A 25,817-nucleotide genomic window follows, 5' to 3' on the forward strand; every position below is an offset into this window, starting at 1 on the left:
CGATTGGCCAGGGCCGACGGGCCCGGCGCAGCGTAAAGGCCATGACCGCATCCCAGCAGCACATGTTCGACGCCTACCGCGCCGCCCAGCACGGCACCCCGACCCCGCCCGCCCCCGGCGAGCACGACTGGCAGGCCGTCCGCGAACTCCGCGACACGGTCCGCGACGACCTCCGCTTCCGCGCCGTGGTCGCCGGACAGCCCGGCCGCTCCTACCTGCGGGCCGCCGCCGCACGGCTGGCCGCCCGACTGCGCCCGTCCCGGATCCGTACCGCTGAGACCCGTACCGCCGCGTCCCGCACCCGTACGGCGCCCGCCGTACGGACCGCCACCGCGCCCCGCACGGCGGGCTGCAGCTAGGGCAGCCGGCCGGTGAACTCGGCCACCGCAGCGGCCACGTCCTGCGCCGTCCACTTCAGCCCCTCGGCCGTCACCGTCACCTCGGTGACCGAGATGCCCGGGGTCTCACCGGGGAACCACCGGCGGAACAGCGCCGTTCCCGTCTCCTCCGCCTGCCGTACCGCCGCCTCCGTCAGAACATCGGCGGCGTACGGCAGCCACACCTGGAACTGATGCGTGTGCGGGACCTCCGGGTTCACCCGGAACCACGGCACACCCGCCGCCGCCAGCCCCTCGCCCAGCGCCTGCGCGACCACCTTCGCATGCGCCACGTAGCCCGGCAGCCGGGGCAGTTCCCGCTCCAGACCGACCAGCGCGCTCAGCGCCGCCGGGTACTGCTGGAAGAGCTGGCCCCCATAGCGGTGGCGCCAGGCCTTCGCCTCGTCGATCAGCGCCTGCGGGCCCGCCAGCGCGGCCCCGGACATCCCGCCCAGCGACTTGTAGTACGACACGTACACGCTGTCCGCGAGCGCCGCGATCTCCTCAAGAGGACGCCCGAAGTGCGCGGTGCACTCCCACAGCCGCGCCCCGTCGAAGTGGACGACCGCGTCCCGCTCCCGGGCGGCCGCCACGACCTCCGTCAGCTCCTCCCACGTCGGCAGGACGAAACCGGGCTCGCGCAGCGGCAGTTCCAGCATCAGCGCCCCGAAGGGCTCGTCGAGGTCGCGCACCTCGTCGGCGGTGGGAAGGCGGGGCTCGTCCGTCGGGTGCACGGTGCGGAGCCCGCTCACCTCGTGGAAGGCGTTGCGCTCGTGCAGCTCCGGGTGCGCGCGGGGGTGCAGGGCGACCGTGTTGTTGCCGGTGCGGCCCGCCCAGCAGCGCAGCGCGATCTGCTGCGCCATGGTGCCGGTGGGGAAGAACGCGGCGGCCTCCGTGCCGAGGGTGCGGGCGGTGCGCCGCTCCAGCTCCTCGACGACGCCGTCGCCGTACACGTCGGTCCAGTCGTCCAGGTCGTACACGGTGCCCGCGTCGGCCGCGAGGGCGGCCAGCCGGTCGCCGATCCGCTGCTCGACGGGGCCACGGGCGAGCATCCGGCGGGCCCCGCTCCAGGCGGCCTGCCTGCGCCGCTTCTGGTCCGTGCCCGCTCCGGTGCCGTTGCCGGTGCCGTCGTCCTTGCTTTCGCTGTCGGTCATCCGCCGATGATCGCGTACCGGGCGGAGAGCGGCACCGGGATTTCCCCACAGCCTGTGGACAGACGGGCGAGGCCCCGCGGCCCGCACCCCAGGAAGCCCCGGAAACGCTGGCGTAGCATGACGGGCAATCGTCCGGTACCCCCTGCGGACTGGAACGGAAGGCCGTTTCCGCGTGAACTCATCCCAGCAGTCCGACCCCTCCGACCGCCCCGCCCGCCTCACCGTCGGTGTCGTCGGAGCGGGCCGCGTCGGCGCCACCCTGGCGGCGGCCCTGCGCCGGGCCGGGCACCGCCCGGTCGCCGCGTCCGGCGTCTCCGACGCCTCCGTGCGCCGCGCCGCGACCCTGTTGCCCGACGTCCCGCTGGTCGCCCCCGCCGAGGTCCTGGCCCGTGCCGAGCTCGTCCTGCTGACCGTCCCCGACGACGCCCTCCCGGGACTCGTCGAGGGTCTCGCCGAGACCGGTGCGATCCGGCCGGGACAGCTCCTTGTGCACACCTCGGGACGGTACGGAACGGGCGTGCTCGCCCCCGCCCTGCGCGCCGGAGCGCTCCCGCTGGCCCTCCACCCCGTGATGACCTTCACCGGCACCCCCGTGGACGTCGAGCGCCTCGCAGGATGCTCCTTCGGGATCACCGCCCCCGAGGAGCTGCGGCTGGCCGCCGAGGCCCTGGTCATCGAGATGGGCGGCGAGCCCGAGTGGATCGAGGAGGAGGCCCGCCCGCTGTACCACGCGGCCCTGGCCCTCGGTGCGAACCACCTGGTCACCCTGGTCGCCCAGTCGATGGAGCTGCTCCGCACGGCGGGCGTCGAGGCCCCCGACCGGATGCTCGGCCCGCTCCTGGGCGCCGCCCTCGACAACGCCCTGCGCTCCGGCGACGCCGCCCTCACAGGACCCGTCGCACGCGGTGACGCGGGCACCGTCGCCGCCCATGTCTCGGAGCTGCGCAAGCACGCCCCGCAGACCGTCGCCGGCTACCTCGCCATGGCCCGTACGACCGCCGACCGCGCCCTCGCGCACGGCCTGCTCAAGCCCGAACTCGCCGAAGACCTGCTGGGCGTACTGGCGGAGGGGGACCTGCGATGAGCGTGCTGCTGCGCACGGCTGCCGAACTCGACGCGTTCGAGCGCACCGGACGGTGCGCCGTCGTCATGACGATGGGCGCGCTGCACGAGGGGCACGCCACCTTGATCCGTACCGCACGGGAACACGCGGGCACGGACGGCACGGTGCTCGTCACCGTCTTCGTCAACCCCCTCCAGTTCGGGGCGGACGAAGACCTCGACCGCTACCCCCGCACCCTCAAAGAGGACCTCCGCACCGCCGAAGAGGCCGGAGCGGACGCCGTGTTCGCCCCCGCCGTCGACGAGGTCTACCCCGGCGGCTCGCCCCGGGTCCGCCTCTCCGCAGGGCCGATGGGCGAATGCCTCGAAGGCGCCACCAGGCCCGGCCACTTCGACGGCATGCTCACCGTCGTCGCCAAGCTCCTCCACCTCACCGGTCCCGACCTGGCCCTCTTCGGCCAGAAGGACGCCCAGCAGCTCGCCCTGATCCGGCGCATGGTGCTGGACCTCAACTTCCCGGTGGAGATCGTCGGCGTCCCGACCGTCCGCGAGGACGACGGCCTGGCGCTCTCCAGCCGCAACCGCTTCCTCTCCGCGGCGGAGCGCCGCACCGCCCTCGCGCTCTCCGCCGCCCTGTTCGCGGGTGCGGCCGAGACGTCTCCCGCAGCGGTCAGGGCAGCAGCACACCGCGTCCTCAAAGAGGCGTCCGGCCTCGACCTCGACTACCTGGCGCTTGTGGACCCCGCCGACTTCACCGAGGTCGGGGAGGGCCACCGGGGCGAGGCGGTCCTCGCGGTCGCGGCCAAGGCCGGCGCGACCCGCCTCATCGACAACCTGCCGCTGACCTTCGGCGACGTACCGCAGCACCAGCACACCCCAGCACCGCAGCACCAGCACACCCCAGGAGCAGACCAGTGACCGGCATACGTCTGACCGCCCCCGCCCCCGGCTGGTCGATCGACGCCGACGTCGTGGTGGTCGGCTCCGGCGTCGCGGGCCTCACCACGGCGCTGCGCTGCACCGCCGCCGGGCTGCGCACGGTCGTCGTCACCAAGGCGCGCCTGGACGACGGTTCGACCCGCTGGGCGCAGGGCGGCATCGCCGCCGCCCTCGGCGAGGGCGACACCCCCGAGCAGCACCTCGAAGACACCCTCGTGGCGGGTGCGGGCCTGTGCGACGAGGAGGCCGTACGCACCCTGGTCACCGAAGGCCCGGACGCCGTACGGCGGTTGATCGCCACCGGTGCCCACTTCGACACCGACCCAGACAGCGGTGCCATCGAGCTCACCCGCGAGGGCGGCCACCACCGCCGCCGCATCGCGCACGCGGGCGGCGACGCGACAGGCGCCGAGATCTCCCGGGCCCTCGTCGAAGCCGTCCGCGAGAAGGCCGTTCGTACGGTCGAGAACGCACTCGTCCTCGACCTCCTCATAGATGCGGAGGGACGCACCGCGGGCGTCACCCTGCACGTCATGGGCGAGGGCCAGCACGACGGCGTCGGCGCGGTCAACGCCCCCGCGGTCGTCCTCGCGACCGGCGGCATGGGCCAGGTCTTCGCCGCCACCACCAACCCCGCCGTCTCCACGGGCGACGGCGTCGCCCTCGCACTGCGCGCGGGCGCGGAGGTGTCGGACCTCGAATTCGTCCAGTTCCACCCGACGGTGCTGTTCCTGGGCGAGGGCTCGGAGGGCCAGCAGCCGCTGGTCTCCGAAGCGGTACGGGGAGAGGGCGCGCACCTCGTCGACGGCGACGGCGTGCGCTTCATGCTCGGGCAGCACGAGCTCGCCGAGCTGGCCCCCCGCGACATCGTCGCCAAGGCGATCATGCGCCGCATGCAGGAACAGGGCGCCGCCCACATGTACCTGGACGCCCGGCACTTCGGGGCGCGGATGTGGGAGAACCGCTTCCCGACCATCCTGGCCGCCTGCCGCACCCACGGCATCGACCCGGTGACCGAGCCGATCCCCGTCGCCCCCGCCGCGCACTACGCCTCCGGCGGCATCCGCACCGACCTGTACGGCCGCACCACCGTGCCCGGCCTGTACGCGTGCGGCGAGGTCGCCTGCACGGGCGTGCACGGCGCGAACAGGCTCGCCTCCAACTCCCTCCTGGAGGGACTGGTCTTCGCCGAGCGGATCGCCGAAGGAATCGTCTCGGCCGACCGGCGCACCCCCGGCGCCCCCACCGAACCCACCACCGTCCTCCCGCTCATCGCACCCGACGCCCGTCACGGCATCCAGCAGACGATGTCGCAGGGCGCGGGGGTCCTCCGCTCGGCCCGGAGCCTCCAGGACGCCGCGGACGAGCTGGAGGCCGTACAGCTCAGCGCACGCGAGGACTGGGCCGGTCCGCCCAAGTCCGCCGAGCCGGGCGTCGACTCCTGGGAGACCACGAACCTCCTGTGCGTCTCGCGCGTACTGGTCGCCGCCGCCCTGGAGCGCGAGGAGACCCGTGGCTGCCACTGGCGCGAGGACCGCCCCGACCGCGACGACGCCGACTGGCAGCGCCACCTGGTCGTCCGGCTGACACCGGACCGGCGCCTCGTGGTGCGCCGCACCGCGACGGCCGCCTTCCCGCCCGTACAAGCACACCCTTCGAAGGAGCAGCACCAGTGAGCACCCCCGAGAACCCCCGGCTCCTCCAGCAGGCCGACACGGGTGGTGGCTGCGGCGACGCCTGCGGCTGCTCCGCCGGAGCACCTCAAGAGGACGCGGCGGACGGCACGTACGACCTCTCCGACTGCGGTCTGGACCCCGACCTCGCCCAGCTCCTCCTCGACTGCGGCCTGGACCCGATCGAGGTCGAGGACATCGCCAACGTCGCCCTCGCCGAGGACCTCGCGCACGGCGTCGACGTGACGACCGTCGCGACCGTCCCCGAAGAGGCCGTCGCCACCGGCGACTTCACCGCCCGCGAGGCCGGTACGGTCGCGGGCCTGCGCATCGCCGAGACGGTCCTGTCCATCGTCTGCACCGAGGAGTTCGAGGTCGAGCGGCACGTCGAGGACGGCGACCGCGTGGAAGCGGGCCAGAAGCTCCTCACCGTCACCACCCGCACCCGCGACCTCCTCACCGGCGAGCGCAGCGCACTGAACCTCCTGTGCCGCCTCTCCGGCATCGCCACCGCCACGCGCGCGTGGGCGGACGCGCTCGAAGGTACGAAGACCAAGGTCCGCGACACCCGCAAGACGACCCCGGGCCTGCGCTCCCTGGAGAAGTTCGCGGTCCGCTGCGGCGGCGGCGTGAACCACCGGATGTCGCTCTCCGACGCGGCCCTCGTCAAGGACAACCACGTGGTCGCCGCCGGGGGAGTGGCGCAGGCCTTCAAGCTCGTACGGGAGACCTTCCCCGAGGTCCCGATCGAGGTCGAGGTCGACACCCTCCCGCAGGTCACCGAGGTCCTGGAGGCGGGCGCCGACCTGATCCTCCTCGACAACTTCACCCCGGAGCAGACCGCCGATGCGGTGACCCTGGTCGCCGGTCGCGCCGCCATCGAATCCTCCGGCCGCCTCACCCTCGCCACGGCCCGCGCGTACGCCGAGACGGGGGTCGACTACCTCGCGGTGGGCGCCCTGACCCACTCGTCCCCGATCCTCGACATCGGCCTCGACCTGCGCGAGGCCGACGCCGACGCCGCTCAGGACGAGGCGAAGTAAGCCATGCTCCTCACGATCGACGTCGGCAACACCCACACCGTCCTCGGCCTCTTCGACGGCGAGGAGATCGTCGAGCACTGGCGGATCTCCACCGACGCCCGCCGCACCGCCGACGAACTCGCGGTCCTCCTCCAGGGTCTGATGGGCATGCACCCCATGCTCGGCAACGAACTGGGCGACGGCATCGAGGGCATCGCCATCTGCGCCACCGTCCCCTCGGTGCTGCACGAGCTGCGCGAGGTCACCCGCCGCTACTACGGCGACGTACCCGCCGTCCTGGTCGAGCCCGGCGTGAAGACCGGCGTGCCGATCCTCATGGACAACCCCAAGGAGGTCGGTGCGGACCGCATCGTGAACGCGGTCGCCGCCGTCGAGCTGTACGGCGGCCCCGCCGTCGTCGTCGACTTCGGCACGGCCACCACCTTCGACGCGGTCTCCGCGAAGGGCGAGTACGTGGGCGGCGTCATCGCCCCCGGCATCGAGATCTCCGTCGACGCCCTCGGCGTCAAGGGCGCCCAGCTCCGCAAGATCGAACTGGCCCGCCCGCGCAGCGTCATCGGCAAGAACACCGTCGAGGCCATGCAGTCCGGCATCGTCTACGGCTTCGCCGGCCAGGTCGACGGAGTCGTCGCCCGGATGGCCCGCGAGCTCTCCCCGGCGGACCCGGACGAGGTGACCGTCATCGCGACGGGCGGCCTCGCCCCGATCATCCTCGGCGAGTCCTCCGCCGTCGACGAGCACGAACCGTGGCTGACGCTGATCGGCCTGCGCCTGGTGTACGAGCGGAACATCGCCCGGATGTGAGGCGGTGGGCAGGCACCCGCAGCTGCGGCGGATGACGGAATCCTCATGTGAGGGAGTCGCGGAGACGTGCCTGTCCGGTACAACTCCGCCACACCCGCGCGGGTCGTATCTGCCATGTACATCGCACCAGACGGAACACCCCCGGCGGGGCGACGGCTGCGGAGCGCCGCGGCCGTCGTGCTCGCGCTGCTCCTGTCCCTCACCGCCTGCGGCACGACGGGCGAGGGCCGGGGGAGTTCCGGCACCGCACTCCCGCCGAGCCCGACCCCGACCGACTGGGTCCCTCCCACCCACTGGGCCCCGAAGCCGGGGCTCGTCCGCGCCTCGGGCGACGACTACTGGGACGTGCCCGACCTGGTCCACCTCTCGGCCGAACACGGACGCGGGAGCGGCGACGAGGCCACCCGGCCGTACGGGGCGAGCCTCGTCCCCGTCGGCGCCAAGGACCCGATCGATCACGGGGACCTCCGGTTCGACCTGACCTCCCTCAAGGACAGGATGGACCTGCGGGCGGGCAGGAGTCTTCCCGGCAGCGATCCCTGCACGAGCGAGGGTTACGTCGTCACCTGCCCCGCGGCCCGCTACGTCTCCCGCCCGTTCGCCCTGCGGCCCAAGAAGAACGCACCTCGCGGTGACGCGGGCCGCATCGAGCTGACGATCCAGCAGAAGTCGGGCAAGCCGCTGACGCACACCACCCGCGTCGTCATCGGCAGTGTGGAGCTCTTCCAGTCGGAGGACGATCTGCCGGGGGTGCCATCCGGTACGGATCTCACCGCCTTCCCCGAGAAACCGGGCACCCTGTTCACCGCGCGGGCCCGCTTCCTGAACCACAGCAACGTGCCGGTCGGCGGCGTCACCCTGTGGATGCAGGCCGACGGCGCGAGCTTCCACAAGCGCTACCGCAACTGCCTCTACAGCACCGGGCGCAACCCGGAGCAGGCCGAATGCCGGTTCCCCGGCCCGCTCGCCGAGGGCAAGGCGTACCGGTTGTCGCAGGACGTCCCGCTCCGCGACGAGTGGGAGCGGAAGAAGAAGGCCGACGGGGCCGTCGCCTATCCCGCCACGCTGTCGTACGGATTCCTGCCGACCGGCGTCAGGCCCTCGTACGAAGTCAGTTGGACGCACCACACGATGCTTGGCGAATTCGGAGGATCCAGCAGCATACGGGCGGGCAGCGAACCGCCCCTGACCCTGGAGGAGACTCCCGCCGACGAGTCGCTGTCCACGGTGAAGGGCACCCAGACCGAGTTCTCGCCGGTGGCGTTCGAAAGGCTGAAGGACGCCGGGGCGGACATCGAGGCGCAGCCGATCGTCATCCGCGGCGGAGTCGGTGCAGAGGTCGACATCCCCATGCCCGCCTCCATCGAGCACCCGACCGACGGCGGGAAGCGCGAGACCAACCGCGTACTGCACCTGGTGCTGCCGGAGGGCATTACCCCGCTCATCCCGCCCGTGGAGCAGACGGCCTCCGAGGACCCGCACTGCTATCAGGGAAGCGACCGGAAGGTCTCGTGCGGCTTCTCCACGCACGGTGAACTGGGGGAACTCAAGGTGCGGATCGACCGCATCGTGCCCGGCGCACGCGGCACCGTCACCGTGGGCCGCGGGTTCTCGCAGGTGACGGCTGACTCGGACCACAACCCGGCCAACGACCAGGCCCCCATCACGGTCGAGAGCCAGTAGGACGCGCCACTGGTGCCCGTTAAATCAATATTTGTCCGCTTAGCACTTAAAGTCGCCACATGCCCACGCCATACGGTTCCCGCGGCGGCATGGCGTTCAGCGCAGACGAACTGCGTGTGCTCCGACGCGCCCTCGCCCTCGCCCTGCACCCCGCCCCCCTCCCCGCCGACGAGGTGCGGGACTGCCTCCTGCTGGCCGATTCGGTGGACGAAGCGATCCGCGAGGCGGGACGGCTGCGCGCCTTCCTCCTCGCCGACCTCGCCCGCTACCGGGCCGCGCTCCCCGGCTCCGCCACCGGCTACCTGGAGCTGCTCCAGGACGCCCTCGCGGCGGGCTACCGCCCCCAGCCCGACGACCTCTCCTCCCTGCGCTCCCTGCGTCAACTCCCACTCGCCGCCGCCCTGCTGGCCCGCTGCCAGGGCATCGCGGAACGCTCGGTCCGGGCCAGACTCGCCCGTACGACCGCCACGTCGTCCGGCGTCGCGCTCCCCGCGGCCCCGGCCCCGCGCACCCGGCTGACCGCACTCCCGGGCGGCCGCGCCGACAGCCAGCCGGCCCGCCCGGCAGGCCCGGGGAAACCGACCCCCGCCGACACCCCGGCCCCGAGCCGCCCGATGCCCACCCCGTCCGAGGCCTTCCCGCCCCGCAAGCGGCCCGCACCCCCGGGGGAGCGCCGCGAGGCGAGCTAGGGGGCCGGCACCCCGGGAGGGCGCCGCGAGGCGAGCCAGGGGGCGCGTGACCCGGCGGACACCCGCTGGCTACTCTTGGAGGCATGGACTATGTCTCCGCGCTCGTGCCCCCGGTGGTGATGGCCGCCTTCTTCATCGGCCTCGTCGTGACGATCGTCAAGACGCAGGGCGGTTCCAACAAGAACAAGGAAGACGCCGCCGCGGAAGCCGTAGAGGCAGCCGAGGCCGCTGAAGCCGCCAAGGCCGGCGCAGCGGTCAAGCACTGAAGCAGTGACGAGGAGGGGCGTGCGGCCCCGGAGCGAACCGGGCCGCACGCCCCTCTTTCTCGCGCCCGCGCCCAAATAGCCAGGCATTCCGGATATCTCCCACTATGGTGGCGCTGTGCCACGCCCATTGGGAGAGCTTGAAGACGCCGTCATGACACGCGTGTGGCAGTGGAACCGTCCCGTCACCGTCCGGGAAGTCCTCGAAGATCTTCAGAAGGACCGGTCCATCGCCTACACCACCGTCATGACCGTAATGGACAATCTCCATCAGAAGGGCTGGGTGCGCAGGGAAGTAGACGGCCGGGCCTATCGATATACCTCGGTCTCCACGCGGGCCGCCTACTCGGCCGCACTGATGAACGAAGCCTGGTCGACCAGTGACAACCCCGCGGCGGCCCTTGTCGCGTTCTTCGGCATGATGTCCGCCGAGCAGCGCGAAGCGCTTCAGGACGCGATGCGCGTCGTACAACTCCCCGGTGAGAGCGAGAGCGGACCCGGGCGATAGCGTCCGGACATGGCCCCAGATCGTATTGCGTCGGCAAAAGCCATCACCGTCCGGCGGGCGCGCACCAGTGATGTGCCATCCGTCCGAGCCCTTGTGGACGCCTACGCCCGGCAGAGCATCCTCCTCGACAAAGCGAACGTGACGCTTTACGAGGACATCCAGGAGTTCTGGGTCGCGGAACGCGACGAGGACGCCAGGGTGATCGGCTGCGGCGCGCTGCACGTCATGTGGGAGGACCTCGCCGAAGTTCGCACTCTCGCCGTCGACCCGGGCTTCAAGGGCGCCGGAGTGGGGCACCAAGTACTGGACAAACTCCTGCAGACCGCCCGCTGGATCGGAGTGCGCCGGGTATTCTGCCTGACCTTCGAAGTCGAGTTCTTCGTGAAGCACGGCTTCGTGGAGATCGGCGAGGCCCCGGTCGACGGAGATGTCTACAGCGAGCTGCTGCGCTCCTATGACGAAGGAGTGGCGGAGTTCCTCGGTCTCGAACGGGTGAAGCCCAACACCTTGGGCAACAGCCGGATGCTTCTGCACCTCTGAACGGACCTCTGAACGGAACCTCGGAACGGACCTCGGAACGGACCTCGGAACGGACCTCGGAACGGACCTCGGAACAGGTCTCTCAAGCGGCCTGTGAAGCCCGTAACCCTATGTCCGAAACGCGCACGTTTCCCGCGTTCTCGGGGTACTGAACATCCGACAGGGGTTTGTGTTTTCCCAAGAAAAGCGGTTTCCTTTCCGCGTACTGCATTTTCGATGAAAGGAAATCCGGTGGCACAGAAGGTTCAGGTCCTTCTTGTTGACGACCTCGACGGCGTCGAGGCGAACGAGACGGTGACGTTCGCTCTGGACGGCAAGACCTATGAGATCGACCTCACCACCGCGAACGCGGAGAAGCTCCGCGGGCTGCTCGACCCGTACACGAAGAACGGCCGTCGCACGGGTGGCCGTGCCGCGGGTCGTGGCAAGGCGCGCGCCGTTTCCGGTGGCAGCCAGAACACGGCTGAGATCCGCAAGTGGGCCAAGGAGAACGACTACGACGTGAACGACCGCGGCCGCGTCCCCGGCCACGTGCGTGAGGCCTACGAGAAGGCCAACGGCTGAGTCTGCCGTCCTTTTGGCAGTCCCGTATTCACGTTGATCAAACGGGCCCGGTGGCATTCCGTCGCCGCTGCGGCCACAAGGCGTACGAGATCGGGGGCGGCTTCGCGGCCCCCGATGCCGGCGAATACCGGAAGCGACTGTTCCCAGTCGTGCCCCGGTACCGGGGGCCGCAGCCACAGTGCGGCCCCGCCCGCTGCGGAAGGCGCTGTTCCGGGCGGTGCGGGAGCGGTGATCAGGCCACCCGTGCCGATCGCCCGCAGATCCAGGGCGACGGAGCCCCACTCCAGCCACTCCAGGAGTGACGGCACCTCGTCGGCGCTCCCCGGGGCGACCAGCAGCTGCATCCGTCGCCCCAGCAGCGCGACGGGCCCGGTGGGCCCGATCCTGCGCAGTACGGCGTGGCCGGCGGCGGCGGGCAGCTCCAGTACGTCGAACCGCAGCCCGGTACGCAGCAGAACCGGTTCTTCGGGGGCGGTGACCGTCGCCCAGCCGAGCTCGTCCTCGTACCAGGGGGCCCACTGCGCGATGCCGCCGACGGGCGGTGCCGGCCGGGGGCGGGGAACGGTGGGAACCATGCCCGGAGCAACTCCCGAAACGACAGGTGGTTACGCTGTGTCGGTCGACGGATGCGCTCCGTGGGGGAAATGGGGGCGTACGGGCGCATCCGGTGGCGCAAGGATGTTCGCCCGTAGCTGAGGGAACCGGCGTGCGCCGCATGGAGTGTCACTGCTTGCGGGTAGGACAGTCCTAGTGGGGAGGGGCGACACGCATGCGAAGCGGTCCCACGTTCGCCATCGGCGTAGTGGCGATAGGGGTAACTGCTTGGCCTGCGGGAACATCGTCTCGCACCATCGAGTTGAGGAAGTAGTCGGCTGTTCAGGCCGGGAGGCAAGAACGGGTGTCGGCAGTTGGAATGAGCTGTCCCGCCCCGCGGGACTAGCATGCGGAAGGACAGGGAGGGGACCGACCCCTTAACTGCCCGACCGCTCTGAGGAGCGAATAACGATGTTCGAGAGGTTCACCGACCGCGCGCGGCGGGTTGTCGTCCTGGCTCAGGAAGAAGCCCGGATGCTCAACCACAACTACATCGGCACCGAGCACATCCTCCTGGGTCTGATCCACGAGGGTGAGGGTGTCGCCGCTAAGGCCCTGGAGAGCCTCGGCATTTCGCTTGAGGCGGTTCGCCAGCAGGTCGAGGAGATCATCGGTCAGGGCCAGCAGGCTCCGTCCGGCCACATTCCCTTCACCCCGCGTGCGAAGAAGGTCCTGGAGCTGTCGCTCCGCGAGGCCCTCCAGCTCGGCCACAACTACATCGGCACCGAGCACATCCTGCTCGGCCTGATTCGCGAGGGCGAGGGCGTCGCCGCCCAGGTCCTGGTGAAGCTGGGCGCCGATCTCAACCGGGTGCGGCAGCAGGTCATCCAGCTGCTCTCCGGCTACCAGGGCAAGGAGACCGCCGCAGCCGGCGGACCTGCCGAGGGCACGCCCTCGACGTCCCTGGTGCTCGACCAGTTCGGCCGGAACCTCACCCAGGCCGCTCGTGAGTCCAAGCTCGACCCGGTCATCGGGCGCGAGAAGGAGATCGAGCGGGTCATGCAGGTGCTGTCCCGCCGCACGAAGAACAACCCGGTCCTCATCGGCGAGCCCGGCGTCGGCAAGACCGCCGTCGTCGAGGGACTGGCGCAGGCCATCGTCAAGGGCGAGGTGCCCGAGACCCTCAAGGACAAGCACCTCTACACCCTCGACCTCGGCGCGCTCGTCGCCGGTTCCCGCTACCGCGGTGACTTCGAGGAGCGGCTGAAGAAGGTCCTCAAGGAGATCCGCACCCGCGGCGACATCATCCTGTTCATCGACGAGCTGCACACGCTCGTCGGCGCGGGTGCCGCAGAGGGCGCGATCGACGCGGCTTCGATCCTGAAGCCGATGCTGGCCCGCGGTGAGCTCCAGACCATCGGTGCCACCACGCTCGACGAGTACCGCAAGCACCTGGAGAAGGACGCCGCTCTTGAGCGCCGCTTCCAGCCGATCCAGGTGGCGGAGCCCTCGCTCCCGCACACCATCGAGATCCTCAAGGGTCTGCGCGACCGTTACGAGGCCCACCACCGTGTCTCCATCACGGACGAGGCCCTCGTCCAGGCGGCGACGCTGGCGGACCGGTACATCTCGGACCGCTTCCTCCCGGACAAGGCGATCGACCTGATCGACGAGGCCGGATCGCGAATGCGCATCCGCCGGATGACCGCGCCGCCGGACCTCCGCGAGTTCGACGAGAAGATCGCCAACGTCCGCAGGGACAAGGAGTCGGCGATCGACTCGCAGGACTTCGAGAAGGCCGCCTCCCTGCGTGACAAGGAGAAGCAGCTCCTCGCCGCGAAGGCCAAGCGGGAGAAGGAGTGGAAGGCCGGCGACATGGACGTCGTCGCCGAGGTCGACGGCGAGCTCATCGCCGAGGTCCTCGCGACCGCGACCGGCATCCCGGTCTTCAAGCTGACCGAGGAGGAGTCCTCGCGACTGCTCCGCATGGAGGACGAGCTGCACAAGCGCGTCATCGGTCAGCAGGACGCCATCAAGGCCCTCTCGCAGGCGATCCGCCGTACGCGGGCCGGTCTGAAGGACCCGAAGCGTCCCGGTGGCTCGTTCATCTTCGCCGGTCCTTCCGGTGTCGGTAAGACCGAGCTGTCCAAGACGCTCGCCGAGTTCCTCTTCGGCGACGAGGACGCACTGATCTCCCTCGACATGTCGGAGTTCAGCGAGAAGCACACGGTCTCGCGCCTCTTCGGCTCGCCCCCCGGCTACGTGGGGTACGAAGAGGGCGGCCAGCTGACGGAGAAGGTGCGCCGCAAGCCGTTCTCGGTCGTCCTCTTCGACGAGGTCGAGAAGGCCCACCCGGACATCTTCAACTCCCTGCTGCAGATCCTGGAGGACGGTCGCCTGACCGACTCCCAGGGCCGCGTCGTGGACTTCAAGAACACGGTCATCATCATGACGACCAACCTGGGTACGCGGGACATCTCGAAGGGCTTCAACCTGGGCTTCGCCGCCCAGGGCGACGTCAAGACGAACTACGAGCGGATGAAGGTCAAGGTCAACGAAGAGCTCAAGCAGCACTTCAGGCCCGAGTTCCTCAACCGTGTCGACGACACGGTCGTCTTCCACCAGCTGACCGAGGAAGACATCATCCAGATCGTCGACCTCATGATCGACAAGGTGGACGAGCGTCTCAAGGACCGCGACATGGGCATCGAGCTGAGCTCGGAGGCCAAGTCGCTGCTCGCCAAGAAGGGCTACGACCCCGTGATGGGCGCCCGGCCGCTGCGCCGGACGATCCAGCGCGAGATCGAGGACATCCTCTCCGAGAAGATCCTCTTCGGTGAGCTGCGCCCCGGTCACATCGTGGTCGTCGGCACCGAGGGCGAGGGTGACGCGAAGACGTTCACCTTCCGCGGCGAGGAGAAGGCGGCCCTGCCGGACGCCCCGCCGATCGAGTCCGCTGCCGGTGGCAACGGGCCGAACATGACGAAGGACGCCTAACGCGTATCGCTTGGCGCGTGCGCCGAGGTGAGCGTGTGAGGGGGCCGGCCCCGGAAACCCAAGGGTTTCCGGGGCCGGCCCTTTTCTCGTGGCTGCGGAGGATCGAATCCGGCCCGGCTGCGCCCCGCCCTCACTGCTGCTGGTGATTTCGGACCGCGTCGGCAAGCGCGTACAGGTCCTGACCCTCATAGGTGCCGCCCAGGGTGATCACCGGGTAGTGGTCGGCCAGCAGGGGGAGCTGGGCCAGCCGTTCAGCCGTGCCGATGGCGATTTCGTACGGTGAGGACGCGAGCCGCGCGAGCACGTCGCGGGCGTACTCGGCCGTGGGGAACGAGGACCATGCGTCCGTGAGCTCCTGGGCGGTCTCCTCGCCGGCGCTCCGCGCGAGCCCGGCCGCGTACTCCAGGGCCTCCGCCCCGCCGATCCGGGCGAGCATCCGGATCGTGCAGTGGGCGTGCGTGTTGCTCAGTTCTCCGGGCGGGGGCAGCAGCGGGATCGCGGACGGGCCGAGGCGGGCCAGCTGGGCGGCGTGGTCGCTGCTCGCGGGCGGGACGACCGTGCGGAGCTGGTTGCGGATGTGGCGGGCCAGGGTCTCGTCGAGATAGGTGGCGTGCTGGGCGCAGAGGGCGGTCAGGACGGGGCGGGTGCCACATTCCAGGAGGCCGGTGAGCAGCCGGTGGAGTTCGCGGCGGTTGCAGTGGCCGGCCGCGAGGAGGGTGACGTCCTCCCATTGCGGGTTCTCCGCGTGCAGGAGCAACTCCGCTATGTGATCTCCCTCGACGAATTCCCGGGCGGCCAGGAAATCCTGGAATGTGCGGTGGGTGAATTGGAAGAAGTCGTCCGTCCGTTCCTGGAGGAGACCGGTCCGGTTGACCAGGTGGGTGAGGATCGCATCGGACGAGCCCTGGGCGCGGACGCGTTCCATTCCGGCGAGCGCCGGCTGGAGCTGACGTACGGCCTGTAGGCGGGTGAATTCCGTTTGTCCGCCGCGGACCTGCCAGATCGCTATCCGCTGGAGGAGCTGGGTGTGTTCCTCGATGGTCATCTCGATGCCCTCGGGCGAGCCGATCTTGCGCCGTTTGTCGCGGTTGCCGAGAAGCATGTTGAGGGCGGACCGGTAGAGGTCCCAGCGCGTTTCCGGCAGGAATCCCTGGCGGGCCCGGTGCACCGCACAGATCACCGCGCAGAGCAGCGGAGTGCGGGCGAGGTCGGCGAGGGCCGGACTCTGTCGGAACTGGTGGGCGAGATCGCGCTCCAGTTCGGAGATTTCCTCGTGGGGATCGGAGGTGCTGAGGCGGGCGGCCCGGTGCCAGGCGGTGACGAAGGACTGGATGTCGCCATTCCGCATGGGGAGAAGGCGTAATTCTTCGAAGCCCTCGGAGCCGAGCCAGCCCGGATCGACGGCGAGGGGGCGGGACGTGACGATGCAGCGGTTGTCCGGGTAGCGGGCGAGGAGGTCCGAGAGCCAGGTGTGGGCGTCCTCGCGGTCGTCCTGGGAGACCTCGTCGAGGCCGTCGACCAGGATCAGCGCACGGCCCGCCTTCAGTACCCGACCGGCCCAGCCGTCCGGAGCCTCGTCGATCATCAGGCGTGAGGCGGTGGGGAGCTGGGCCGGGCCCGGGAAGGAGCGGCCCTGCGCCCGGAGGGTGCGGAGCGGGACGACGTACGGGACGAGGCCGTTGAGCTCGGCGAGCCCGGGGCCGAGGGTGCCGGCCGCGGCGTGGGAGGCGAGCCACCAGACGAGGGTGGTCTTGCCCGCGCCGGCGTCACCGCGGAGCAGGACGCGGGGGCGGGCGGTGAGGAGGCTGTCGATGCGCTGGGGCGTACGGGCCGTCCGGTCGCCGGTGGACTGGGCCTCCAGGCTCAGATAGGCGGTGTCGAGGTCCCACTCGGTGTCCGGCTTGCCGAGCTCGTCGAGACCGAAGATCTTGGTCTTGCGGTAGGCGGCGCGCAGTGCGTGGGCGTACTCGCGCTCGTGGGGCGGGTCCTCGGGGTGCGCGCCGGAGATGTTCTCCAGCCGGAACACCGGTTCCTGGTGCAGCAGGCGGTACACCTGGCGGAAGGACTCGTCCTCGGTGAGCAGCGTGAGCGGCACGCACGTCACGCGCCGCAGCCCGCGGCCGGTCCGCACCGACCGGACGATGCCGAGCAGATTGCCGCCGGCGAAGACCGGGGCGCCGGAGAGGCCCGCCAGCGGAGAGGGCCCCTCGGGGCTCTCATCGGCCGGCGGGCGGTCGAACTCGAAGGTCAGCTCGCGGCGGATCAGACCGGCCGACGGCAGCACGGTGCCGGTGAAGTGGTCCGTGTCCAGCTTCGCGCCGTCGTCGTACCGCTGGATGTCGGGGAAGCCGACGATCTCGCAGCCGGGGAGCGGGCTGCGGGTGTCGGTGCTGCTCGCCCTGGCGTCCTGGTGCCAGGCGCGGAGCAGCGAGTCGTCCGGGGTCAGCAGCGCGGCGTCGAGAGAACGGCTGCGCCAGGCCACGGTGTAGCGCCGGGTGCCCGGATGATTCGGGTGGGCCACCCGCACCGGGGACCTGGGGTTGTCCCCGATGACGTGCGAGCAGGTCAGGATGGTCCGGCCGAGGAAGACGCCGCTGCCCTGCCGGGCACCGAGGACCGCGACGGCCGCGCACGCGTGGTCGGTGCTCATCGGCGGCGGCCTCTCACTCCACGTCGCCGAAGTTGCTCAGGTCCGCCGGGGGGTCGTTGCCCACGTCCACCGAGGCCCCCGTCGACCGCACCTTCGGCTTCAACGTCAGCGACACCTTGTGCGTACGCCCGGTGGAGCGCGCCGCGTCCGCCCCCGCCTCCACCACCCACGCCTTGACCTTCGCCCCGCCCTTGATCTCCTTGCGGAGCTCCACCGTGAACTCCATCTGGATGTCGCCGACGGTGAACGTGATCTCCTTGCCGGCCGAGCGCGCGGCGGCCCGCAGCAGCTGGTTGCGGACCGACTCGACCGCGTCCGCCAGCTCGATGCCGTCGAATTCGTGCGAGGAACTGGCCATGGCGGACCCCCTGGGCTGAGTGGTGTGCCTTGTGCACCGTGAACTGTTCACTCCTACAACGGAGTTGGGAGGGGTTCCGGTTCCCGCTGTGCGCAATTCACGCATGCACGACTTGCGTGTGCACGGCTCACGCCTGTGACGTGTGTACCGCTCACGTGCGTACGGCTCACGTGTGCACGGCTCACGCGTGCACGATCCGTACCACCGTCACCACCAGCACCGCCGCGCTCACGTAGTAGACGACCACCGCCCCGCCGGCGACCCCTTGGCGCCGGTCCTTCTCGCCCTTCACGTCTCTCGTGCCCTGGCCGTACGGGTCCTTGGCGAGCGCGCGCATCGAGTGCTCGAAGCGCTGGCGGAGGTCGGGGTGCATCGCGTGCCGGGCCGTCTCCGCAGCCGGGGCGTACTGGATGCGCAGACGCGTCATGAGGCTTCCGGACGGGGTCGGGGCTCGTCGGACGAGGCGGCCACGCAGTCCGAGAAGTCGCCGGTCGCGAGGCGGGCGAACACGGCCTCGTCCTCCTCGGCGGCATCCGTCGGGGCCAGCGCCCAGCGGGCCAGTACTAAGGGGAGGTCGAGTGCCGGGGTGCGGGCGATCTCGGCGTCCAGATCGGCCGCCTGGGCGGCGGTGAGGGCGGCGCGGATGGTGGGGAGCGTGGCAGGGAGGTCGATCTGCCGGCCGCTGACCACCGTGTGCCAGAGGATGCCGCTGCTGCCGGTGTTGCTGTTCTCGCCCTTGCGGTCTTCCCCCATACGGTGCCCCTCCGGTCCGGCCAGCACGGTCCCCCGCCACCACGGTACGCCGACGCCCCTCATGCGGTTGAGACTGGCGCACGAGGAACGAACGGGCTAGGGAAACGGCGGCTCATCGTCCGTACGAGTGGGTGACGGGTGCCCGATTGACGCCGTATCGGCCCGTACGGAAGCCCTGTGGAGGGCCTGCGGAGGCCCGTACGGAAGCGGCGCACGGGCGCGCCCGTGACAAGGCGCACAGGGGTTTCGCTGCCTACTAGCCGGGATAGTGGTCCGTTTCGGACCTCCGGCGGGATCTTGGCGGAGGGGTGCGCGGGGGCCTTCGACCGGCGGGGCGGGACCGCCGCGGAGCTGGGGTGTCTGTCCGAATCGGGGTGTTCTGGCTAGGAGCTAAACCCGCTCCGTCCAAGATTTTTCGGAGTGCGCGGAAGAGCCCCGCACGGCGTCAAGATGCGGAATCCCGACGATCCCGCTACGAGGCCGCGTAGTAAGTGGGGGGTTTGGGGCTCCGGACCCGGCCGGGTTACCAATGTGGAGCAAGCCCGGCGAACCCGCCGGGTTCCGTCACTTCCGGAGGTATCGCCCGTATGTCGAAGCGCGCCACGTCCCGCCGAATCCGTACCGCCGTCGTCGCCACCACGGTCGGTGCGGCGTGCGTGGTCGGAGCCGGGAGCGCCTTCGCCGCGGGGGCCTCGGTGCCCGCCAAGGCGGCGGCTCCGGCGAAGGCCGAGAAGAAGAAGGCCGCCAAGAAGAAGGCGTGGGCCAAGCCGGTCCAGCGGTACGCGCTCTCCGCCACGTACGGCAAGGGCGGCGGCATGTGGGCCCACAAGCACTCCGGCCAGGACTTCGCCGTGCCGATCGGCACCACCGTCAAGGCCGCCGCGGCCGGCACCGTCGTCAAGGCGGGCCCGAACGGCGGCGGCGACGGCCCCGCGTACGGCAACGCGATCGTGGTGAAGCACGCCAACAACACGTACTCGCAGTACGCCCACCTGTCCCGCATCCAGGTGCGCGTCGGCCAGCACGTCGCGGCCGGGAAGCAGATAGCCCTGTCGGGCAACACCGGCAACTCCTCCGGCCCCCACCTGCACTTCGAGATCCGTACGAGCCCGAACTACGGCTCCTCGATCAACCCGGTCGCCTACCTGCGCTCGGTCGGCGTGACCGTCTGACCCTGAGAAGGAAGAGACGGTCAGGCCGAGTCGGCCTGCGTGATCAGCTCGATGGCGACTTCGAGGACGGCCTTCTGCTTGTCCTCGAAGTCGCCTTCGACGTCTTTCAGCGCGAACATCCCCGCGTGCATCGTGAACAGCGCGCTCATGCACCTGACCTGGCCGATCAGCGGTCCGTCCGGCTCCCGCATCAGCGCCATCATCTTGAGCATCCGGCTCTTGATGCTGTCGCCGATGCTCAGGTCCCGCACGGTCGCCTGGTTCTCCTGCATGAAGCGGAAGAGGGGGCCCGCGTCGTTCAGTGCGGCGCTGTAGCGGGTCAGCAGGTCCTTCTTGGTGTCCAGCGTGCGCGGCTGGCTCTCGCCCCAGTCGATCAGCTCGTCCATCGGGCGGGTCAGGTCCTGGAAGAGGCTGATCAGGATGTCTTCCTTGGTCTTGAAGTGGTAGTACAGCGCCGCCTTGGTCACTTCGAGCCGCTCGGCGATCTCCCGCAGAGAGGTCTTCTCGTACCCGTGCTCAGCGAACAGCTCCAGCGCCACGTCCTGGATGCGCTGACGCGTGTCACCCCGGCGCGGCCGGCTCGTTCCGCTGGCGCTGCTGCTCATCGACGTACTCCCAAGGGTTGTTCAACTCGCCAAAACTTACTTGACGCCCGGCTAGTTACGGGTCTAGCTTCCTGAAGTGTAGCCAACTTGCCGGGCGGCAAGTAAGTACCAAAGGGGAGCGGGACATGAAGACCACGGGGAAACCAGTGCCGGAGTCACCAGCGGCGGAGCAGGCGGGGAAGCAGTCGCGCAGTGTGCGCGTCGTCCTCCTCGCGCTCATGATCGCCATGTTGCTCGCCATGCTGGACAACATGATCATCGGCACCGCGATGCCGACCATCGTCGGTGAACTCGGCGGTCTGGAGCACCTGTCCTGGGTGGTCACCGCGTACACGCTCGCCACCGCCGCCTCCACCCCCATCTGGGGCAAGCTCGGCGACCTCTACGGCCGGAAGGGCATCTTCCTCACGTCCATAGTCATCTTCGTCCTCGGCTCCGTGCTCAGCGGAATGGCCCAGGACATGGGGCAGCTGATCGGCTTCCGGGCCGTCCAGGGCCTGGGCGCGGGCGGTCTGATGGTCGGCGTGATGGCGATCATCGGCGACCTGATTCCGCCGCGTGAGCGCGGCAAGTACCAGGGCATGATGGCCGGCGTGATGGCGCTCGCCATGATCGGCGGGCCGCTGGTCGGCGGTGCGATCACCGACGGCCTCGGCTGGCGCTGGTCCTTCTACATCAACGTCCCGCTCGGCGCGCTCGCCCTCGTCATGATCACCTCCGTGCTGCACCTCCCGAAGAAGGAGCGCGGCAAGGCGAACATCGACTACCTCGGCACCGTGCTGCTGACCCTCGGCATCACGGCGATCGTGCTGGTCACGACGTGGGGCGGCAGCGAGTACGCCTGGGGCTCGGGGCAGATCCTGGGGCTGGCGGCCGTCGGCGTCCTGGCGATCGTCAGCTTCCTGTACGTGGAGACGAAGGCCGTCGAGCCGGTCATTCCGCTGCACATCTTCCGCAACCGGAACTTCACCCTCATGTCGGTGATCGGCTTCATCGTCGGCTTCGTGATGTTCGGCGCGGTCCTCTACCTGCCGCTGTTCCAGCAGTCCGTGCAGGGCGCGTCGGCCACCAACTCCGGGCTGCTCCTGCTGCCGATGCTGATGTCGATGATGGTCGTCTCGCTGATCGTCGGCCGGGTCACCACCAACACCGGCAAGTACAAGATGTTCCCGATCCTGGGCGGCGCGCTGGTCACCGTCGGGCTCTTCCTCCTCTCGACGATGGGCACCGACACCACCCGCCTCGTCTCCGGGATCTACATGGCGGTCCTCGGTGCGGGCATGGGCTTCCTGATGCAGATCACGATGCTCGTCGCGCAGAACAGCGTCGAGCCGAAGGACATGGGCGTCGCGTCCTCGTCCACGACCCTCTTCCGTACGCTCGGCAGCTCGTTCGGCGTCTCGGTGATGGGTGCGCTGTTCACCGCCCGGGTGACCGACTCGATGGTGGCCCAGGGCGCGTCGTCCGGCGGGCTGCCGCAGGGCGCGGCGCTGGACGCGGCGAGCCTGCTGAAGCTGCCGGCGGAGATGCGCGAGATGTACCAGGTCGCGGTGTCGTCCGGCACGCACGGCGCGTTCCTGCTGGGCACGGGCATCGCGGTGATCGGGTTCGTGGCGGCGTTCTTCGTCAAGGAGGTCATGCTCAAGGGCGCGGGCCCGGAGAAGACCGCCGGGTCGGACAAGGCCAAGGACGGCAAGGCCGAGGACGCGGTCCCGGCTTCGGTCTGAGGGGTACGGGGCTCAGCCCTGAGGCTTCACGGAAGGGGGCCCGCAGCAGCACGCTGCGGGCCCCCTTCCCGTACCGGAAGACTCCGTACCGGAAGCCCTACCTCCGGCGCGGCGGCAGATCCGCCAGGTTGACGATCGGGAAGCTCCCCGTCGCCGTCGGCGCATGCTCCGGAAGCCACAGGACGGCGATCGCCCCGCCGTCCACCTGGGCGTTGCGGAACGTAAGCCTCGCCCCGAGCACCCTGGCCTGACCCGCGGCGATGGTCAGTCCGAGGCCGTGGCCCTGGCCCGCCCGGTCGCTGGACCCGGTACGGAACCGGCTCGGGCCCTCGCGCAGCAGATCCGCGGGGAAGCCCTTGCCGTGGTCGCGCACCCGCACGACCCGGCCCTCGACGGTTACCTCGAACGGGGGCTTCCCGTGCTTGGCCGCGTTGCCGAGGAGGTTGCCGATGATGCGTTCCAGCCGGCGCGGATCGGTGTTCACATGGCTCTCGTGCACGACCGTGACGACCGCGTCCGGGTAAAGCGACGCGACCCGGCGCGAGACGAACTGGCCGAGCGCGATCTCCTGCATCTCCGCCCGCTCGGCCGCACTGTCCAGACGCGCCACTTCCAGTACGTCCTCGACCAGCGTCCGCAGCGCCTGCGCCCGGTCCCGTACGAGCTCGGTGGGGCGTCCGGGCGGCAGCAGTTCGGCGGCGGTGAGCAGCCCGGTGACCGGGGTGCGCAGCTCGTGCGCGATGTCGGCGGTCACCCGGCGCTCGGCCTCGACCCGCTCCTGGAGGGCGTCGGTCAGGGCGTCCACGGCATGGGCCAGGTCGTCGGTCTCGTCCCGTACGACACCGCCGATCGCGTCCAGCACCCGTACCTGCGTATTGCCGTGCGCCACGTCGGTGGCGGCGGACGCGGCCTTGCGCAGCCGGCGCGAGATGGAGCCGCCGATGAGGATGCCGAGCACGGAACCGCCGATGACGACGGCGACCGAGGCGATCACCAGGGACCGGTCGAGGGCCGTCACGACGGCGGCGTTGTTGGGGAAGCGGGTGTGCAGGGAGAGGATGTCGTTGCCCGGGTAGGGGACCGCGGCCCACACCTCGGGCACCCCGTCCGGGTCCTCCTGGACGTGGGTGGCGCGGCGGCCGTGCGCGAGCTTGGCGCGCAGCTCGTCGGGCAGGGCCGGGTCGTTGAGCTTGGAGCCGACCTTCGGGTCGCGGGACGACTCGTACAGCCGCTGCGCGAACTGGAGCCGCTCCAGCTGCAGGTCACGGGCGTTGTCGAGCATCGAGACCCGGGCGGAATTGTGTACGACGAGGCTCAGCGCGACGGCGATGAGCGCGCTGACGGCGGCGATGGCGCAACTGATCTTCCAGCGGATGCCGGTGCGCAGGGAGGAGCGCCTCATGCGGAGTGCCTCACACGGTGTGCCTCATGCGGAATCCTCATACGGGGGACCTCATGCGGAATCCTCATGCGGAGTGCCTCATACGGACCGGACTCACGCCTTCAACTTGTAGCCGAAGCCGCGGACCGTCTCGATCCGGTCCTGGCCGATCTTCGTACGCAGCCGCTGGACATGGACGTCCACGACACGGGTGTCGCCGCCCCAGCCGTAGTCCCAGACCCGCTCCAGCAGCTTGTCGCGGGAGAGCACCGTGCCCGGCGCGGAGGAGAACTCCAGGAGCAGCCGCATCTCGGTCGGCGTCAGCGCCACCGGCTCGCCGTTCCTGCGGACCTCCATGCCCTCCGTGTCGACCTCCAGCTCGCCGAAGGTCAGCAGACCGCCGCCCTCACCGTCCTGCACCGGCTCCAGGGCGCCGCCGCCCGACGCGTGCCCGAAGCGGCGCAGCACCGCACGGATGCGCGCGACCAGCACCGAACCGTCGAAGGGCTTCGTCACGTAGTCGTCGGCGCCCGCCTCCAGGCCCAGCACCACGTCGATCGAGTCGGCCCGCGCGGACAGCATGATCACCGGCACGGTCGACTCGTCACGGATGCGGCGGCACAGACTGACCCCGTCCATCCCCGGCAGCATCACGTCCAGCAGCGCGATGTCGGGCTGCTGCGCGCGGAACGCCTCAAGCCCCGACAGGCCGTCCGGCATCGCGGTGACGGTGAATCCGTCCCGCTCCAGAGCCAGCTGGGTCGCCTCGCGGATCACATCGTCGTCCTCGACGAACAGGACGTGGGTATCGGCCATGTGCTGCTCTCTGCTCTCTCGGTCAGTCCTGGGACGGCGGTTCGGTGCCCTGTGAAGGCGTCGCGGTGCGCGGTGCGGAAGGGGCGGAGGGAGTGGTGGCGGGCGCGGGCGACGAGTCCCGGGCGGCCTCGCCCGCGGCCTTCCGCTTCGCGTCCTGCACCGCCTGCTCCTCCTGCTTCGTGCTCTGCTTCTCGCTGCTCTTGTCGCCGTTGCCGACGTCCGTGCTGTAGCTGTTCTCCACCCTGTCGTGCTCGGTGAACTTGTGCCCGGCCCAGCGGTACGTCACGATCACCTCGCCGGACGGGAACGCCACCGGATCGCCCTGCTTGTACTCCGGACGGGTCACCACCAGGTCGCCCCGGTCGATCTCCGCGTACACGGCGGGTTCCTCGGCCACGAAGACGTTCTCGTACCGCCCATTCTCCTCGCGGAACACGTAGGAGCCGATCCCGACCGCGTCGCCGCAGGTCATCACGTTGACCACGACGTCGTCCGTGGGGCCGGCGGTGACCTTGCCGTAGGAGGCGTCGACCGGGTAGACGTCCTTCACGCACGGCTTCAGGTCGCGCTTGACGGACTCGCTGACCTTCGGGTCGTTCTTGAGGAGCTCGACGGGGTCCATCCGCTTGGGGGGCACCGCCGTGGGCATCGACTCCGTCGCCTTCGGCGTCGGGTTGGCCTTCGCGGCGACCGGGTCGGAGCGGGCCGGGCCCTCGTCGCGGGTGCCCGTGCCGCCCGCGCTGCAGGAGACCGCGAACAGGCCGACGGCGGCGAGCCCGGCCATCGCCGTTCCGCTCACCGCCAGTACGCCCCGGTGGGACCGTTCCCTGCCGAGGCCGCCGTCCTTCGTGCTGTAGCTGCCGCTGTCGCTGCTGTTACCGCCGCCTAGGCCGCGCACCGCTCCTGCCCCCGTTCGCCCCGCACTCCGCCCCGCATGTTGCCGCCGCTGCCGACGTCCGTGCGGCCGTCGCCGCGCTCCAGAGCCCTGGCGTCCAGGTCGCGGTTCTCCAGCTCCTGACGGAGCCGGGCGAGCGCCCGGTGCAGGGTGCTCTTGACCGTACCGGCAGACATGCCCAGTGCGGCAGCGGTCTCCTCGGTGCTCATCTGCTCCCAGTGCCGCAATACGACCACGCTGCGCTGCTTCGGCGCCAGCACCCCGAGGATGTCCATCAGCAGGGCGCGGTCCGCGCGCTGCTCCGTGCCGTCCTCGACGCGGGCGTCGGGCAGCTGCTCGGTGGGCACCTCGTCCAGCTTGCGGGCCCGCCACCACTCCGTACGCGTGTTGATCATGACACGGCGGAGGTAGGCGTCCGCGAGGGACTTGTCCTCTATGCCGTCCCAGCGGCCGTACGTACGGGCCAGTGCGGTCTGGAGCAGGTCCTGTGCGTCGACCGGGTCCGGAACGAGACGGCGGGCACTGCGCAGCAGGGCCTCCTGCCGCGTGCGTACGTACTCCTCGAATCCGAGCACCTCGCCGCCGTGCGCCATTCGAACCGCCTCCGTCCCGTGTCCAGCCGGGGTTCCC

Annotated in this window: 25 protein-coding genes and 1 pseudogene; 15 read left to right on the forward strand and 11 right to left on the reverse strand. The window is 70.4% G+C overall.

The genetic code is table 11. From position 1 onward, the window contains the following. The first annotated feature begins 41 nt into the window (after nucleotides 1-41). The gene (locus ACH4SP_RS15855; protein WP_398414942.1) at nucleotides 42-359 is read left to right on the forward strand and encodes a hypothetical protein; all 318 of its coding nucleotides are present in this window, start codon (nucleotides 42-44) and stop codon (nucleotides 357-359) included. On the opposite strand, the gene ACH4SP_RS15860 is transcribed toward ACH4SP_RS15855, so the two are convergent. Beyond that, entirely contained in the window at nucleotides 356-1,531 is a 1,176-nt protein-coding gene (locus ACH4SP_RS15860) for a threonine aldolase family protein (protein ID WP_398414944.1), read from the reverse strand. The two genes, ACH4SP_RS15855 and ACH4SP_RS15860, sit on opposite strands and share 4 nt — an antisense overlap. Before the next feature lie 172 nt (nucleotides 1,532-1,703). Between ACH4SP_RS15860 and ACH4SP_RS15865 the strand changes: the two genes are divergently transcribed. The 11 genes from ACH4SP_RS15865 to ACH4SP_RS15915 all read left to right on the forward strand — a co-directional run bounded on the left by ACH4SP_RS15865 (nucleotide 1,704) and on the right by ACH4SP_RS15915 (nucleotide 11,299). Further along, nucleotides 1,704-2,615 carry a Rossmann-like and DUF2520 domain-containing protein gene (locus tag ACH4SP_RS15865; protein ID WP_398414946.1) on the forward strand — a complete coding sequence of 304 codons (912 nt, stop codon included), beginning with the start codon at nucleotides 1,704-1,706 and terminating at the stop codon, nucleotides 2,613-2,615. Then, nucleotides 2,612-3,511, forward strand: coding sequence for a pantoate--beta-alanine ligase (gene panC, locus ACH4SP_RS15870; RefSeq protein ID WP_398414948.1), 900 nt, complete (start codon nucleotides 2,612-2,614; stop codon nucleotides 3,509-3,511). Before ACH4SP_RS15865 ends, panC begins: the two co-directional genes overlap by 4 nt. Continuing rightward, nucleotides 3,508-5,208, forward strand: a complete 1,701-nt coding sequence (locus tag ACH4SP_RS15875; protein WP_398414950.1) for an L-aspartate oxidase — start codon at nucleotides 3,508-3,510, stop codon at nucleotides 5,206-5,208. The genes panC and ACH4SP_RS15875 overlap by 4 nt, the downstream gene beginning before the upstream one ends. Beyond that, on the forward strand, nucleotides 5,205-6,248 hold the full coding sequence (gene nadC / locus ACH4SP_RS15880) for a carboxylating nicotinate-nucleotide diphosphorylase (protein WP_398414952.1): 1,044 nt from the start codon (nucleotides 5,205-5,207) through the stop codon (nucleotides 6,246-6,248). Before ACH4SP_RS15875 ends, nadC begins: the two co-directional genes overlap by 4 nt. Before the next feature lie 3 nt (nucleotides 6,249-6,251). Continuing rightward, complete coding sequence (locus tag ACH4SP_RS15885; protein WP_398414954.1) at nucleotides 6,252-7,052, forward strand: type III pantothenate kinase; 801 nt, start codon at nucleotides 6,252-6,254, stop codon at nucleotides 7,050-7,052. A gap of 114 nt (nucleotides 7,053-7,166) precedes the next feature. Further along, nucleotides 7,167-8,735: a hypothetical protein gene (locus ACH4SP_RS15890; protein WP_398414956.1), complete on the forward strand. Its 1,569-nt coding sequence runs from the start codon at nucleotides 7,167-7,169 to the stop codon at nucleotides 8,733-8,735. Between the two features lie 89 nt (nucleotides 8,736-8,824). Further along, nucleotides 8,825-9,424, forward strand: coding sequence for a hypothetical protein (locus ACH4SP_RS15895; RefSeq protein WP_398415110.1), 600 nt, complete (start codon nucleotides 8,825-8,827; stop codon nucleotides 9,422-9,424). 83 nt (nucleotides 9,425-9,507) lie between these two features. Next, on the forward strand, nucleotides 9,508-9,690 hold the full coding sequence (locus ACH4SP_RS15900) for a hypothetical protein (RefSeq protein WP_398414958.1): 183 nt from the start codon (nucleotides 9,508-9,510) through the stop codon (nucleotides 9,688-9,690). Between the two features lie 115 nt (nucleotides 9,691-9,805). Beyond that, complete coding sequence (locus ACH4SP_RS15905; RefSeq protein WP_398414960.1) at nucleotides 9,806-10,195, forward strand: BlaI/MecI/CopY family transcriptional regulator; 390 nt, start codon at nucleotides 9,806-9,808, stop codon at nucleotides 10,193-10,195. Between the two features lie 9 nt (nucleotides 10,196-10,204). Next, nucleotides 10,205-10,735, forward strand: a complete 531-nt coding sequence (locus tag ACH4SP_RS15910) for an amino-acid N-acetyltransferase (protein ID WP_398414962.1) — start codon at nucleotides 10,205-10,207, stop codon at nucleotides 10,733-10,735. 231 nt (nucleotides 10,736-10,966) lie between these two features. Beyond that, a complete protein-coding gene (locus tag ACH4SP_RS15915; protein ID WP_398414964.1) occupies nucleotides 10,967-11,299 on the forward strand; it encodes an Lsr2 family protein in 333 nt (110 codons plus the stop codon). On the opposite strand, the gene ACH4SP_RS15920 is transcribed toward ACH4SP_RS15915, so the two are convergent. Next, nucleotides 11,278-11,874, reverse strand: a complete 597-nt coding sequence (locus tag ACH4SP_RS15920) for an SCO3374 family protein (protein ID WP_398414966.1) — start codon at nucleotides 11,872-11,874, stop codon at nucleotides 11,278-11,280. The genes ACH4SP_RS15915 and ACH4SP_RS15920 overlap by 22 nt on opposite strands. Before the next feature lie 430 nt (nucleotides 11,875-12,304). Here ACH4SP_RS15920 and ACH4SP_RS15925 point away from each other — a divergent pair, with 430 nt between their 5' ends. Continuing rightward, nucleotides 12,305-14,830, forward strand: a complete 2,526-nt coding sequence (locus tag ACH4SP_RS15925) for an ATP-dependent Clp protease ATP-binding subunit (RefSeq protein ID WP_398414968.1) — start codon at nucleotides 12,305-12,307, stop codon at nucleotides 14,828-14,830. Nucleotides 14,831-14,960: 130 nt separating this feature from the next. On the opposite strand, the gene ACH4SP_RS15930 is transcribed toward ACH4SP_RS15925, so the two are convergent. The 4 genes from ACH4SP_RS15930 to ACH4SP_RS15945 all read right to left on the reverse strand — a co-directional run bounded on the left by ACH4SP_RS15930 (nucleotide 14,961) and on the right by ACH4SP_RS15945 (nucleotide 18,591). Further along, entirely contained in the window at nucleotides 14,961-17,480 is a 2,520-nt protein-coding gene (locus tag ACH4SP_RS15930) for an NACHT domain-containing protein (protein WP_398414970.1), read from the reverse strand. 13 nt (nucleotides 17,481-17,493) lie between these two features. Continuing rightward, nucleotides 17,494-17,838, reverse strand: a complete 345-nt coding sequence (locus ACH4SP_RS15935) for a trypco2 family protein (RefSeq protein WP_398414973.1) — start codon at nucleotides 17,836-17,838, stop codon at nucleotides 17,494-17,496. A gap of 181 nt (nucleotides 17,839-18,019) precedes the next feature. Continuing rightward, nucleotides 18,020-18,265 (reverse strand): hypothetical protein, encoded by a 246-nt coding sequence (locus ACH4SP_RS15940; protein WP_398414975.1) that lies wholly within the window; start codon nucleotides 18,263-18,265, stop codon nucleotides 18,020-18,022. Continuing rightward, the gene (locus ACH4SP_RS15945; RefSeq protein ID WP_398414977.1) at nucleotides 18,262-18,591 is read right to left on the reverse strand and encodes a hypothetical protein; all 330 of its coding nucleotides are present in this window, start codon (nucleotides 18,589-18,591) and stop codon (nucleotides 18,262-18,264) included. Before ACH4SP_RS15945 ends, ACH4SP_RS15940 begins: the two co-directional genes overlap by 4 nt. Nucleotides 18,592-19,178: 587 nt before the next feature. Between ACH4SP_RS15945 and ACH4SP_RS15950 the strand changes: the two genes are divergently transcribed. After that, nucleotides 19,179-19,763, forward strand: coding sequence for a M23 family metallopeptidase (locus ACH4SP_RS15950; RefSeq protein ID WP_398414979.1), 585 nt, complete (start codon nucleotides 19,179-19,181; stop codon nucleotides 19,761-19,763). A 20-nt stretch (nucleotides 19,764-19,783) separates the two neighbouring features. On the opposite strand, the gene ACH4SP_RS15955 is transcribed toward ACH4SP_RS15950, so the two are convergent. Then, nucleotides 19,784-20,368 carry a TetR/AcrR family transcriptional regulator gene (locus ACH4SP_RS15955; protein WP_398414982.1) on the reverse strand — a complete coding sequence of 195 codons (585 nt, stop codon included), beginning with the start codon at nucleotides 20,366-20,368 and terminating at the stop codon, nucleotides 19,784-19,786. A 125-nt stretch (nucleotides 20,369-20,493) separates the two neighbouring features. Here ACH4SP_RS15955 and ACH4SP_RS15960 point away from each other — a divergent pair, with 125 nt between their 5' ends. Beyond that, nucleotides 20,494-22,095: an MDR family MFS transporter gene (locus ACH4SP_RS15960; RefSeq protein WP_398414984.1), complete on the forward strand. Its 1,602-nt coding sequence runs from the start codon at nucleotides 20,494-20,496 to the stop codon at nucleotides 22,093-22,095. Nucleotides 22,096-22,192: 97 nt separating this feature from the next. Here the strand turns inward: ACH4SP_RS15960 and cseC are convergent, their stop codons facing one another. From cseC to ACH4SP_RS15980, 4 genes and pseudogenes are all read right to left on the reverse strand, one after another. Next, a complete protein-coding gene (gene cseC, locus ACH4SP_RS15965) occupies nucleotides 22,193-23,497 on the reverse strand; it encodes a two-component system sensor histidine kinase CseC (RefSeq protein ID WP_398414986.1) in 1,305 nt (434 codons plus the stop codon). A gap of 93 nt (nucleotides 23,498-23,590) precedes the next feature. Next, nucleotides 23,591-24,292, reverse strand: coding sequence for a two-component system response regulator CseB (gene cseB / locus ACH4SP_RS15970; RefSeq protein WP_398414988.1), 702 nt, complete (start codon nucleotides 24,290-24,292; stop codon nucleotides 23,591-23,593). A gap of 202 nt (nucleotides 24,293-24,494) precedes the next feature. Continuing rightward, nucleotides 24,495-25,190: pseudogene (locus ACH4SP_RS15975) on the reverse strand (hypothetical protein); the annotation flags it as partial. Continuing rightward, complete coding sequence (locus ACH4SP_RS15980; RefSeq protein WP_398414990.1) at nucleotides 25,178-25,780, reverse strand: SigE family RNA polymerase sigma factor; 603 nt, start codon at nucleotides 25,778-25,780, stop codon at nucleotides 25,178-25,180. The pseudogene ACH4SP_RS15975 and the gene ACH4SP_RS15980, both read right to left, overlap by 13 nt. Nucleotides 25,781-25,817 lie beyond the last annotated feature (37 nt).

It is taken from the genome of Streptomyces sp. NPDC021093 (assembly GCF_044333135.1).
GTDB lineage: Bacteria > Actinomycetota > Actinomycetes > Streptomycetales > Streptomycetaceae > Streptomyces.